Genomic DNA, 12,592 nt, shown 5'->3' with positions numbered 1-12,592 from the left:
CCTTGACCATCAACGAATTCATCGCCGCGGAGGCGCGGAAGCCTTTCGCGTGGGGTGAGACCGACTGCGCCTCGACCGCTGACCGGTGGGTGCAGTCGGTGCGTGGCTTCTCGCCCATGGCGCGGTACGGCCGCCATCACCAGAGCCGCGACGAGGCGCATGCGTGGCTTGCGGAGACGGGCGGGCTGGCGGTTCCCTTCAATCGCGTCATGCGTGCCGCCGGTTTCAAGCGGACCAGTGAGCCGAAGGCCGGCGATCTTGGTTTGGTCATCTTCGACGGGCGCCTTTGCATAGCCATCCACACGGGAACCATCTGGTTCAGCCGCCATGAGGATGGACTGATCGGCGCGCCGCTCGCAAACGTATGGAAGGCGTGGGCCATATGAGACCCAATTGGCGCATGCGAAACCTCGACCGGTATCTCGAAGATACGACGGCGCTCCGCAACCCGCAGCTCTACAAGACTTTCGGCTTCATCGAGGGCATTGTTTTCTCGTCGCTGGTTGCTTCGGGATCGGCGCTCGCTGGCTCTGCTTTCGCAATCGCTGCCATTACCGGCGCAGTCAGCATCGGGCTTTCAGTGGGGCTGTCATATCTGGCAGCCAGCATCTTTGCACCGAAGGCACCCAAGCCGGAAGATGTGCAGCAATCCGTTCGCCAGCCGGCAGCACCGCGCGTTCGGCATTACGGCCGGGTAAAGGTCTCGGGACCATGGGTGTTCGCCGAGGCCAAAGCGGGCGCATTCTATAAAGTGCTCGTAATAGGTCAGGGTCCGATCGATGCGATCGAGGAGTATTGGGTCGACGATACGCTCGTCACATTGGACAGCAACCGTGATGTTACCCATCCTACATGGCAGTCGGGCTGGGGTCCGCTATTGCATATCGAGACCAGGCTGGGTGCTGGCACCGAGGCTTTCTACAGTCCTTTGGCCGGTGAATTTCCCAACTGGACCTCGGCGCATCGCGGCAATGGCGTGGCATCGTTGTTTGCTGTTCAACGGCCAGTAGAGGCCGAATTCTACGGCGGCTGCTTTCCGAACGGCATCAACACGAATTACCGATTGGTGATCCGAGGCGCCAAGGTCAAGAACCCAGTTACAGGCGTTACGGCCTGGAACGACAACGCGGCCGCCGTCATCCGCGATTACATCGTCCATAGGGACGGCATGCGCTTGCCGGAAACCATCGTTTCGACGCCGCTGGCGCAGGCCGGTTGGGTCGAGGCCTATAATCGTGCCGCTGCGAGCATTGCGACCAAGGCGGGCAGCGAGCCGCGCTACCGCCTGTGGGGCTCCTACACGCTTGAGGAGCGGCCGGCCGATGTGCTTGGTCGCATGATGGCTTCGTGCGACGGCAGGCTGGTTCCGACAGCTGACGGCGGCCTGACACTGGATATCGGTGAGTGGCAGGAGCCAACGGTCACGCTGGGCACTGACACCATCGTTGGCCTTTCAGAGGTCGGGCCTAGCCGCGATATTCTTACGACCGCCAACACGATCCGAGCGAAATATCTCGATCCAAACCAAGACTACCAAGGGGCGGACGCGGATCCATGGGTCGATGCCGCCGATGTAAGCGAGCGCGGCGAGATCGCCACTGACATGGAATTCATCATGGCGCCGTCGCACAGCCAGGCGCGCCGCTTGATGAAGCTGGCGTCGTTCCGCGCGAATCCGTCGTTGGTCGGGCAGTTCCAGTGCAATCTCGGTGGACTAGCCGCCTTCGGCGAACGTTTCGTGCGCATCTCCTACCCGGACTTTGGCATCAACAGCGTGTTCGAGGTTCAGGACTTCCGCTTCAACATCGGGGAGGGCGGAATTTTGCAGGGCGTGACGATTCAGGTGCAGTCGATGCCGTCTGCCGCCTACACTTGGGACGCGGCGCAGGAACAAGGCGATGCGCCGGTCTATGATGAGACGGAAGTCGACAACACGGTTCCGGTCCCGGTTGCCCCTACCGTTGATATCCTCGCCGGCCCGATTGCTCGGCTATCGTTCAGCCCAGCACCAGCCGTCATCCTGTCGGTTGAGGCGCGGTACAAGCTGACCTCAAGCAGCACTTGGAACAGCATCACCGTCACAAAAGGCGCCACCACGGCGGACAGTTCAACGCTGGTCGAAGACGAAGAGTACGAATTCCAGCTCCGCTACGTGACCGAGAAGGGCAGGGCTGGCGATTGGTCGGTAAGCGCCGTCGCCCTGGCCGACTCCGTCCCCTGATCTAGCCCCCCCAATAGCACATTCGCCCTGCCGCTCCCGGTGGGGTCTTTAGAGACTTGGAGAATCCATATGGCGCAGACCGCCGAGACCGTATTCCGCGACTTCGTCATCGACGGCGTAGCATCATCCGGTGCCAACAAGGTGAAAAAAGCGGAGGTTCGCGAGCTTCTGAGGGGCTATGAAACCGCTATCGCTGGCTTTCAGGCTGGCGGCGGCGTCATCTTCCAGACCAAAGCTGCGATGGTGCTTACCTACGCGGCGAACCAGATGGCGTGGGTAGTGGCTGATGCCACCGCCGCGAACAACGGCATCTACCAGAAGCAGGGTGCTTCCGGCGGTGGCTCGTGGTCGCGAGTTGCTGATCTGCCGTACTCGTTCGTTCGCGCGAACAATGCGGGGGCGGGAACGGCCGACGCTATCGCGGCCACATCGTCGATACCGCTGCCATCGGCCACATATGGCGCGATCATCCTCATGAATGTTGCGGTGGCGAACACTGGCGCCGTGACGATTTCTATCAACGGCGCCGCGGCAAAGCCGCTGGTCACCAACTCGGGCAATGCACTTGCAGCCGGTTACCTGGCGGCAGGCATGCTGGTGGCGTTTGTGGATGCGGGAGCGAATTATCGTCTGCTGTCGGATATTGTCTCCTCATCAATCGTGGCCGCTGCGGATGCTGCGCGGGTAGACGCCGAGGCGGCCCGGTTAGCAGCCGAAGCCGCCGCTGCCGGCGTCAACCTGCCGAGCGTTACCGCCAACACCATGCTTGTCGATAACGCGGCAGGCACGGCGCGTGAGACGCGAACATTCGATGAAGTTCGATCTCTGCTTGGTGTGGGCCTTCGGCTTACCAGGAAAACTAATCGGTTGCCTTACGGCTCGTTCATCCGGGGGGCCGAAGGGTGGGCCGTCTCCAACCCAGCGGCCGCGAGGGTCTTCTTCAGCTTCGAAACCGACACCTCTGACAACATGGCGCGGTATTTCACTCGTTCCAAGGTTCAATTGGACGCTTCAGCCGCAAGTCAAACTCTTCTAGCGGGTTCTGCTTCCATTTTTGCAGTCGAGTCAGAAAGGGCATGTGTGGTCGGGTTCTGGGGGGCTGCTTATGGTTCGGTTGATCCACTGCCAATTAACATCCAGGTGAAGTGTTATGACGACGGTGGTTCGCTATTAGGCACGCTAACGATCGCCAAAAGCGTTGCTGCGGCGAGAAGCCCTACGGGAAGCTTTTATCTTGGGTTGGTCAATGCCCAGGGGGGCGCTTCCCCGGCATGGCCGGCGGGCACTGTTTCAGCCAGCGTGTTCGTGTCTCTGTCATCAACGGCGGCACAGGGGCTGCATTGTTTTGCTGTGCTGGCCATCCCATCCGACGAGTATCCGGGACAGCCCACAGCTACTGCTTTGTCAAACGCTGGTGGCGGAACCCATGAGGCGCTTACAATAGGCGACTATCTGTATGTCCTAAATCACGGCTTCAACTGGCTTGTGAAGTTCGATGCTGACCTCAAGTATGTTGGTCACATCTCAACCGGCGATTATCCGCATGACATCGTTGCCATCGGCGGCGATCTTTGGGTTGCAAACTTTGATGCGGCGACACTGCAGCGAGTGAATATCGGGACATTCTCTGTCACGAACACATATAACATAACGGGTGGCAGGGGCGGGTTCGGATTGGCCACCGATGGCGCGCGGCTATGGCTCGGGGCCGGCACCAACGCGCAGGGCTGTGCCTTATACGAGGTCGATATCAGCACCGGAGTGATGACGCTGCTTTCGACTGATCTTAATACAGGCGGGGCGAACATTCCCGTGCGCTACCTCGATGGTTCTGTCTGGACGATTCACGAGGGCAACAGTCAGGTCAAGCGGATCAACCCGACAGGTGGAGCTACGATCGCGACCATAAACTGCGGCCTCGGGCGGCTGTACGGGCTTGGCGTTGGCGAAGGTTTTGTCTGGGCAAATGGCCGTAATGGCGTTGCCAAGATCGACCCAGCAACCAACACGGTTGTGGCAAAATATCTGTACCGGAGCCTGACTTCAGGCCAGTCGAACGTACTCGTTCACAAAGGCTTTGCTCTGGCGTGCGGCGAACAGGGAGTTATGGCTGTCAATGCGCAGACCGGAGCGGTGCAAGAGCTGCTACTAGACTCCGGCGCATGCAAGTGGGTTCGCGACATGCCGAATGGTGATATAGCAGTCGGCGCCTATGCTGCGCCTTGGATGTTTGTGCTGAGGGCATAGCGCTTTTTGCCGCGCTACGCCCTTCGGAGAACCGAAGCATGCGGCCGATGGGGGCTGTTGGGATAGCAACCCCGCCAGGCCGACATAACTACCCCCTGCTTCAGCGCCCAGCCATTTTGCCCAATGAAATAAGGGTTGCTAGTTCTCCTATGCCCGCCGGGGGTATATTGTGCCCCCGGTCGGGTGTGTCGTCCACGTAGAAATTGAGTCCTGGCACGCCCCACTCTGCGGCTAGGTCCATCAGATAGGGGAAAAACACTTTGGCGCGGGCACCTTTGAAGCAACAGGTGTCGAACTTGTTCCAGAAGTATGTGGCGCGACGACCTTCGCCAAGCGCCGACATCAGGTAGAGATCGCCATAGTCAACGATGTCATAAAGACGGCTTCCGTGTTGTTCCCAATCACCAACGTCATCCGTGCGGACGCCTTTAGCCTTGGTCGGCATGCTCCCCATGAACACTAGCGTTGCATCGATCCGAGGGTCGAGCGCGCCAAGTAGCCCTGCCGTCCAGCCACCGCCCGAACGCCCAGCTGCAATGATCTGGTCATATCCGGTGCGGCTAGTGGCCCAATTCAACGAGAGTACAGCAGGCTCAACAAACCAGCGTAGCGAAGAAAAATTGTCCGTTTCGAACGTGCCGAGCCAGTTGTGAGGCAGCTTGCTGCCAAATTTCTGCGGCGGCCGATCAGCAGCATTGTCGCCGCTCATCGGCATTGATAGGTGGAGCAAGTCGCAGCCCAGTAAAAGGGCAGAGCGCATCAGCACGAAAGCATCGGGCTTGGGTTGGTCAACACCCTCCCCATGCCCTGAAAGGTAGAGGAACAAGCAGGCAGGTGTCTCGCGCTCGCTGCGTACAAACAGGACTCTGGACGTGCCAGCCTCGCCGTTTAGAAAGTTCAGGCGTTCCGCGCGAAATGGAAGGAAAGCGTGTATTGGGAGCGGGTGGCTTTCGAATTGCGCCGCAGTTGGAAGATCAGCGCTACCAAAAATGAATTTTGTGATTTCCGCTCTCTTGGCGAGAAGTTCCTGCCCGTTGGACGACTTGAGAAGGTCGAATGCGTCATTCGGCACTTCCTGGTCAAATATGACGTTCGCCGACACGTTGGACACATCCTTCGAGAGAGCGTCGAGGCGATTCTCTAATATTTGAACGAGGGATATCGTCATGTCGTTCCCGCGGTTTACCACGCTTTTAATGTACAGCGTACTCGCGATGCCCAAGCAACAGACGATCACAAAAGCGGTAATTCCAACACGGTAGTCTGCTATTTTCATAACCAACGTATAACCACACTCGCCCTACCCATTTCAAGAGCGCACCTTATTCTTCAGCGGGCAATCGTTCTATGCAGGCGGTGGCCTTAGGTCGTCCTGCCCCTGCTAGTTTGACGCGATGTCGTCTTTCCCGGCCCGAGTTAAAACCTCCGTCAATCCGATCAGGTCAGCATAATCTCGCTTTGTTGCCTCGGACAGGTTTCTACGAATGTGGCTGGCATCACGGTAGAGGAATTCGCCTCCAAGAGAAGATTGGCACCAGTCGCCCGTACAGAGGTGATCGCCGGGGAGAACCACTTCCACGTCATCTCGTCTTTTGGCGATTTCTGACAAATCCGCATACATTTTGCCCTGGTATCTACGGAACTCCTGTGAGGAAACGGTGTCACCGCCTTCCGGGCAACTTTTGCGTAGGAGCCCAAGCAGGTGGTGTGTAGCGCAAGGGATCGGGTCACTTCGCAGCTGCGGAACATCAGCGATTATGATGAATCTGCGGCCAGGTGCAGCCGCCTCGTTGATTAGTGTTTCCAGCCCGTATGCGATCATCTCGTACGGGTCGGGATGGCCAGGCAAAGACCCATCTTGAGAAACGACGTTGCCCAAGTTGGTCCAGGAGGCGGACAAAATCACCATGTTGACGTTTGGGCTATTGGACAGAAACTTGATTGCCGCCTCTCGCCAAGCGACGCATTTGCTCGGGTAGTCTGGGTCTTCTTTTCGAATTCTGTGCACGCGCTCCCCCAGCGCAGCTGGGCAAGTCCTGTATAGGATGAACGACGACCTAGCCCCTGAAGTCGCAGCCTCTATGACAGGCGCCATGTGCTCCGCATGGCTGTCGCCCCACAAAATCGCCTTTGTAGATGCAGAATTCCAGGGTGCGCCGAAAACGCAATAAGGCGCTTTCAAATCACCAAACTTCATCGAAGTCGGACACGACCAGTCCCACATAACATCAAGGCTACTTAGCTTCTCAAATTCCGGTGATATCCGGGTGGCGAACCCGCCATATTGCACAATCACAAGGCTAGCGATGGCTACCGCTGCCGACAGGCTTAATCCTCCGCCGAAAGCGGAAAGAGGTCTGAATGGTGCCTTCCGGGCAGGAATTTCGATGAACTGCCACGACAGTGAGGCGAGTATGACAGAGATACCCGCTAGCGCCGCAGCTTGAGCGGGAGTCGGCATCTCGCCGTTTGCGTAGTGGCGAAACAGCACCAGAACAGGCCAGTGCCATAAATAGAGTGAGTAGGAGATCAGCCCTACGAACCGCATGGGCGGGGCCGCCAAGATTCGCGCAGTGCGACTTTCGGCGCGAGGCCACACAAGCAATGCCGAGCCAAGAACAGCGGGCACCATAGGCCAGCCCGGAGAAGCCTCCGTGCCTACCAGGGAGGAGACTGACCAGAGGATTAGACCAAGCCCGACAATGCCCATCGCCTCGGATGCCAACCGATTTCGGATGACCGGGAGGAAGGCTAGGAGTGCTCCGGCCCCTAGTTCCCATGCGCGCGGGTGGGGGAGGTAAAACGCGGCTTTCGGGTCAGTGGCCACAGTGTGAACGCTATATGCGAAGCCAGCGACCATCAGCGAGGCGATGCTGTACGCGACGACCAAATGACGGCTCCGCGCCATCCAGATTATGCCGGCGAGCAATACCGGCCAAACGAAATAGAACTGCTCCTCAACCCCCAAGCTCCACATGTGCAACAGCGGCTGTAACTCCGCCTCGCGGTCGAAATAGCCGGTGTTCCAAAAGAAGTAGAGATTACCGAGGCCAAACGCCGAATAGGCAGCGCTTTCGCCCGTAGACGCGTAGTCGCCGGGCATGAGCAGAAACCAACCTGCGCCCAAGGTGGTTGCTAGAACCACCAGCAGTGCCGGCACGATGCGGCGAATGCGTTTGTTGTAGAACCGGACCAGTAGCGGTCCGATTGAGTGCCCATTCTTTCCGATGTCGTCGGCCAAGCCCTTGGTGATCAAGTAGCCGGAAATCACGAAGAATACGTCCACGCCGACAAAGCCGCCGGACAACGTCGTGACGCCATAGTGAAACAATAGGACGGAGAGGACTGCAACAGCGCGCAGACCGTCAATGTCCGGCCGATAGTCAGCCGTCTTTGTCATGTCGAGTTTCGGGAACCCCTGATTGCAATTCTGGAGATTTCGCGCATCCCGCTCGACAAATCAACCAGCCAGATACGCAAGCGGGCCTGACCGCCGTGGTGCAGAGGTCAGCAATCAGGCCCTCCCGCCCGGACCAGGCGGTGCGCAATTTTAGCGTGCGCGCGTAACTCATTACAACTAAATCAAAGGGACTATGTCATGGAACGCGCATACCGCGTGCTCGGCAGTCTTTCGCGCGTCCTCAATCGGCTAGCGAAAGGCAAGTCCGGTCAAACTCTGTGCGCCCGCATAGCCGCCAGCCACGGCACCGACTGCCTGTTCTGCCGGCTTGTTGCGTTGGCAACCAGCCCGGACCACTGCGCCGACGAACTGGCCCGCTGGAACAGGCGGGGGACGAGCGCGGCGATGAGGCTGCGCCAGCGCTAGAAATAAGGAAAATCCAAATGGACAAGACTGTTCCTTCTGGAGCAGCGATTCTGCTCGACTTCATTCGCAAGACGGAAGTCGGAACGGCAGAACCGCGCGGCTACGACGTCATCTATGCCAACAAGCAGGCCCATCTGCCTAAACCAATCACGCGGATGACAGTTGCGGAACTGCAGGCACACCAGTCAAAAGGCTGGCCAGCCAAGTCCACGGCCAGCGGAGGGTATCAGTTCATGCGCGCCACCTTGGCGGGGCTGCGCAAGGAACTTGGCCTGCGTGATGGTCAAATATTCGATGCTGACCTTCAGGACCGGCTTGGCTTCCACCTATTGAAGCGGCGCGGCTATGAATCGTTCATGGCGGGCAAGATCAGCGCGGCGGAATTCGGCAAGCGGCTCGCAATGGAGTGGGCGAGCTTTCCGGTGCTGGCCGCCACGAAGGGTGCGCATCGGCAGCTAAAGCGTGGTCAGTCGTATTATGCCGGGGATGGCCTCAATAAGGCGCTCGTGGCGCCTGAAGTGGTCGAAGCGATGATCGAGCGAGCCTGGAAGGCGGGCAATAAGCCGGTCGCAAATAAGCCAGCCGCTCCCAAGCCCACTACTAAGCCCACAACTGGACCCGCGTTTGCCGCCGTCCTGCTGATCGCCGCTGCGGCGGCGCTATTCCTCATCTTTGGCACATAACGAAGGGGCATAGAACATGCTCGCATCAATTCTGCTGGAGGCGGCCGGGTCGCTGGCCGTCCCTGTTATAAAGAAAATCCTGGCTGACAAGCTTGGCGGCATGGCTGGCGATCTCGTTGGCGGCGTGATCGACGCCGTGGCGGAGAAGGCCGGCGTGTCGCCTGATAAACTGCCCGACCTGCCGCAGCCCGAACTGGAAAAGGCTATCGTGGCTGCGGAGCCGATCGCCGCCGACCTATTGGCGCAGCACGTCGAATCGCAGCGCCTCATGAACGAAACGCTGGCCGCAGAGATGGACAAAAACGGCCCGCTGTGGACCTGGGCCTGGCGCCCGTTCGGCATGTGGTTGTTTCTGGCCCTAACCGCCCACTACGGCGTTATCGTGCCGCTGCTGAACGCGGTGCTAACGAGCCCGCTGGTGCTGGTGTTGGATATCCCGACATTCGTCACGCTCTTTATCACGTACACCGGCCTGTACATGGGCGGGCACACCGCGAAAGCCGCGGTTGAAAAGTGGCGGGCCAAATGACCGTGGAACTGATGGGTGCCATTGGGTTCCTCGTTATGCTGGCCGGCGCATTGTTCGGGCAGTACAAGTGGTGGGGCGGCGCGATTGGCAAGGTGCGCGACGATCTTGCCGCGCACAAGCTGCATGTTGCCGAAACGTATGTCAGCAAGCAGGGCCACCGCGAGGCGACCGAACAAATCATGGATGCCATCGGCGCGGTGAAGGCGTCTATCGACGGCACGAACCAGCGCATCGACCGGATATTAGAGAACGGCAGCAGGACAACGGCCCGCCGCTCCAGCTAAAAATAACCCTTGACGCGGCGCCATTTTTGTTGCAGCCGCTTGACAAGGTGCCGTGACAACACCTATAAAGGTCACATTCGGCAGAATCGCCAAATCCACCAATCCCGATAACCGGCCGCCAGAGCTACGGCGCATAGTGCGGCTATTGTAGGAGACTCCGCCATGCGGAAGTCGTGGATTGCGGCGATTGCTGCCGCATGTGTGCTTGCCTTTACACCGCTACAGCCAGCCGTTGCGCAGCAGCAGTGCGTACCGATTGCGGCACTTGTGGTTGAAATAACGAACGCCAACATTCCAGCCGACAAGGTTTTTGTCACCAGGGACGTCGGCATTATCAACGCTTACGTTGGTAAGCTTGGCATCGGCATTCCGGACGGATCGCAGCCGATTGGTCTGGTTACGGTTGAGCTTTCCGACCGCGTGTTTATCGCGCTAGTCGAGCCGGGCGATTGCATCCGACATACCGGCCTTATGTCAATCCAGCGTCACCGCATCGCGCTTAATGCTGCGATTGCTGGTGTTTGAACCTATGGGGCTGTCCGTAAAGGGCAGCCCCTATTTTTCGTTTTAGGGGAGATAAGAATGGAACGGTTCTTTGTTGCGTTCTTTGGGACGCTAATCCTTGTCGCTGTAAGCATTGGCATCATCGCCGCTGTAGTCCTCGGCTTTCACTATTTTGGTCTGGTTGGCGGTGGGCTGCTGGGTGCGCTTTCGCTCGCGTCGTTTGCAGGGCTAATGAACTACCTCGACGGCCCGGCGAAGAAGGAGCCAGCATAATGGCAACGTCGAGGTTTGACGCAAGACTGGTTCGCGACAAAGCGCAGGCCGCTATTGACGAGCAGTTTACGAAGCGTGAAAGGGCCAGCGAGGACGCCCTACAGTCTTACGTGGGCGAAATCGTTAGCGAAGGAATTTGGCCGTTTAAGCGTTACCACGTTCGAACGCGAACAGAAGCCGAGGAAAGATACGGCAGGGAAGGCTCGTTGCGCACAACCCGTTATTGGGTGGAGCGCCCCTTTAACCTGCGCATCCAGAGAATACGTGAAATTCTGCTTTTGTCGAAAGCCGCTGTTGGGCCGTCCGTGAGAATGGGAACCATCAGCGATGGGTTCGTGACGCTCAATTCCGATGAAGCGCAGCTTATAGGCCTTCACGAGGTGGACGCAGTATGACCGACTGGATTGAATGGCGCGGCGGCGAGTGTCCTGTGCGGGATGGTACTACGGTCGATATTAAGACGCGGATGCGTACTGGCGTCCAATACCCTGATGCCAGTCTGGCTGACTGGAGCCATATCGGAAGCGCGACAGACATTATCGCCTACCGAATCGTCAAGGAGGAGCCATGACCGACTGGCCCACTCACCCAGACGGCACAAACAAGACCATTGGCGAAATGACGGAGGAGGAGCGCCGCCCGATTCTTCGTACCGCATTCTTGCGCAGCAAGATGGCCGCAGTTCCAGCGCTCGCCGATACATTCAAGGAGCCCACCACTTGAAGCCACAAATTTCAAACGACCTCGCGCTTGAGGCAGCCATCATGCGCGCGGCTTGCGACAGCGACAGCGAAGCCGCCGCACGGCTCGGCATAGCTCGCTCGACGTTCCAGAACCGGCTTAGGCGCGCTGCGGAGCGTGGGCTTGTTGCGCCGGGCAGAGAGACGATGCCGGGGTATGTGATTAAGTCGCTAACTGAGGCGCCCACCGGCACGTACATCAAGCAGCAAAAAGAGCATGGTGAGCCGTACAAGCCGACTGAAGGTCTGGCCGTAAAGGGTAAGACGACATTGATTGATGCGGAAGGCCGCATCATCACGCAGCACATCATGGAGCGCCACGATGCGGCCGCGCAGCGGGCAGCGTTCGAGGCGACGCTGGAAGCAATGAAGGAGACGCTGCCGCGCATTCAGCCCGTAGCGGCGCCTGTGAGCGTACAGGACGATCTGCTAAATTTCTACGGCGTCACTGACAACCACTTCGGCATGCTATCCTGGCGCGAGGAGACGGGAAGCGACTACGACCTGCGTATTGCCGAGCAGCTATTCCTTGATTGGTTTGCCGCAGCCATAGCCCAAAGCCCGCAGGCACATACCGCTGTTCTTGGGCAAATTGGCGACGTGATGCACCACGATTCGATGGAGTCGGTGACGCCAGCGCATAGGCACGTCCTCGATGCGGATTCGCGACTGCAGAAGGTTATACGGGTTGTCATCCGGTGCCTGCGCCAGGTTGTGGACATGCTGCTGCAAAAACACAAGCACGTCCACGTCGTGATGGCGAGTGGTAACCATGACCCAGCAAGTTCGGCGTGGCTGCGCGAGATGTTCGCGGCCATATATGAGAACGAGCCGCGCGTGTCGGTCGATAATTCGCCGTCGCTGTATTACGCCTACGAGTGGGGCGACACCGCACTTTTTATGCACCACGGCCACAAGCGCAACATTGGCAATGTCGACGTGACGTTCGCTGGCATGTTCCGCGAACTGTTCGGTCGAACGAAGTACGCATATGGCCATGTCGGGCATCTACACAGCGACGAGGGCCGCAAGTCAGGTCTTATGTACATCGAGCGGCACGAGACGCTGGCCGCGCCGGATGCCTACGCGGCTGGGGGAGGGTGGCTATCCGGCAGGTCTGCCAAGGTTATCACCTACAGCAAGAAATATGGCGAAGTTGGGCGGCACACGCTGCGCCCGGAAATGGTGGCAGGAGCATCCCGCATGCAGGCCGCAAACGACAACAATCCGGAAGCGAGGAGGGTGGGGTGAGCACAATGAAGCCAATACCCATTGGCGCTGCCAA

Annotated in this window: 15 protein-coding genes; 13 read left to right on the top strand and 2 right to left on the bottom strand. The window is 58.7% G+C overall.

The window, feature by feature from the left end; all coding sequences use genetic code 11:
• The first annotated feature begins 2 nt into the window (after positions 1 to 2).
• The 3 genes from ACLKMW_RS05940 (at position 3) to ACLKMW_RS05930 (ending at position 4,468) form a co-directional block, all read left to right on the top strand.
• Positions 3 to 386: a DUF6950 family protein gene (locus ACLKMW_RS05940; protein ID WP_415723465.1), complete on the top strand. Its 384-nt coding sequence runs from the start codon at positions 3 to 5 to the stop codon at positions 384 to 386.
• 89 nt (positions 387 to 475) lie between these two features.
• The gene (locus ACLKMW_RS05935; protein WP_415723617.1) at positions 476 to 2,221 is read left to right on the top strand and encodes a phage tail protein; all 1,746 of its coding nucleotides are present in this window, start codon (positions 476 to 478) and stop codon (positions 2,219 to 2,221) included.
• A gap of 69 nt (positions 2,222 to 2,290) precedes the next feature.
• A complete protein-coding gene (locus tag ACLKMW_RS05930; protein WP_415723464.1) occupies positions 2,291 to 4,468 on the top strand; it encodes an NHL repeat-containing protein in 2,178 nt (725 codons plus the stop codon).
• A 100-nt stretch (positions 4,469 to 4,568) separates the two neighbouring features.
• Here the strand turns inward: ACLKMW_RS05930 and ACLKMW_RS05925 are convergent, their stop codons facing one another.
• On the bottom strand, positions 4,569 to 5,744 hold the full coding sequence (locus tag ACLKMW_RS05925; protein ID WP_415723463.1) for a hypothetical protein: 1,176 nt from the start codon (positions 5,742 to 5,744) through the stop codon (positions 4,569 to 4,571).
• A gap of 105 nt (positions 5,745 to 5,849) precedes the next feature.
• Entirely contained in the window at positions 5,850 to 7,868 is a 2,019-nt protein-coding gene (locus tag ACLKMW_RS05920) for an acyltransferase family protein (RefSeq protein WP_415723462.1), read from the bottom strand.
• 198 nt (positions 7,869 to 8,066) lie between these two features.
• Here ACLKMW_RS05920 and ACLKMW_RS05915 point away from each other — a divergent pair, with 198 nt between their 5' ends.
• The 10 genes from ACLKMW_RS05915 (at position 8,067) to ACLKMW_RS05870 (ending at position 12,558) form a co-directional block, all read left to right on the top strand.
• Positions 8,067 to 8,294 (top strand): hypothetical protein, encoded by a 228-nt coding sequence (locus ACLKMW_RS05915; protein WP_415723461.1) that lies wholly within the window; start codon positions 8,067 to 8,069, stop codon positions 8,292 to 8,294.
• A gap of 17 nt (positions 8,295 to 8,311) precedes the next feature.
• Entirely contained in the window at positions 8,312 to 8,977 is a 666-nt protein-coding gene (locus ACLKMW_RS05910; protein WP_415723460.1) for a lysozyme family protein, read from the top strand.
• Positions 8,978 to 8,993: 16 nt separating this feature from the next.
• Positions 8,994 to 9,506 (top strand): hypothetical protein, encoded by a 513-nt coding sequence (locus ACLKMW_RS05905; protein ID WP_415723459.1) that lies wholly within the window; start codon positions 8,994 to 8,996, stop codon positions 9,504 to 9,506.
• On the top strand, positions 9,503 to 9,790 hold the full coding sequence (locus ACLKMW_RS05900) for a hypothetical protein (protein WP_415723458.1): 288 nt from the start codon (positions 9,503 to 9,505) through the stop codon (positions 9,788 to 9,790). Before ACLKMW_RS05905 ends, ACLKMW_RS05900 begins: the two co-directional genes overlap by 4 nt.
• Before the next feature lie 162 nt (positions 9,791 to 9,952).
• The gene (locus ACLKMW_RS05895; RefSeq protein ID WP_415723457.1) at positions 9,953 to 10,315 is read left to right on the top strand and encodes a hypothetical protein; all 363 of its coding nucleotides are present in this window, start codon (positions 9,953 to 9,955) and stop codon (positions 10,313 to 10,315) included.
• 57 nt (positions 10,316 to 10,372) lie between these two features.
• On the top strand, positions 10,373 to 10,567 hold the full coding sequence (locus ACLKMW_RS05890) for a hypothetical protein (protein WP_415723456.1): 195 nt from the start codon (positions 10,373 to 10,375) through the stop codon (positions 10,565 to 10,567).
• Positions 10,567 to 10,962 (top strand): hypothetical protein, encoded by a 396-nt coding sequence (locus ACLKMW_RS05885; RefSeq protein WP_415723455.1) that lies wholly within the window; start codon positions 10,567 to 10,569, stop codon positions 10,960 to 10,962. Before ACLKMW_RS05890 ends, ACLKMW_RS05885 begins: the two co-directional genes overlap by 1 nt.
• A complete protein-coding gene (locus ACLKMW_RS05880; RefSeq protein ID WP_415723454.1) occupies positions 10,959 to 11,138 on the top strand; it encodes a hypothetical protein in 180 nt (59 codons plus the stop codon). Before ACLKMW_RS05885 ends, ACLKMW_RS05880 begins: the two co-directional genes overlap by 4 nt.
• The gene (locus ACLKMW_RS05875; RefSeq protein ID WP_415723453.1) at positions 11,135 to 11,290 is read left to right on the top strand and encodes a hypothetical protein; all 156 of its coding nucleotides are present in this window, start codon (positions 11,135 to 11,137) and stop codon (positions 11,288 to 11,290) included. Before ACLKMW_RS05880 ends, ACLKMW_RS05875 begins: the two co-directional genes overlap by 4 nt.
• Entirely contained in the window at positions 11,287 to 12,558 is a 1,272-nt protein-coding gene (locus tag ACLKMW_RS05870) for an oxidoreductase (protein WP_415723452.1), read from the top strand. Before ACLKMW_RS05875 ends, ACLKMW_RS05870 begins: the two co-directional genes overlap by 4 nt.
• The last annotated feature ends 34 nt before the right edge of the window (positions 12,559 to 12,592 follow it).

The sequence above is a fragment of the Borborobacter xinjiangensis genome, from assembly GCF_047739745.1.
GTDB lineage: Bacteria > Pseudomonadota > Alphaproteobacteria > Rhizobiales > Rhizobiaceae > Pseudaminobacter.
This window is presented reverse-complemented; position numbering and strand designations above follow the sequence as displayed.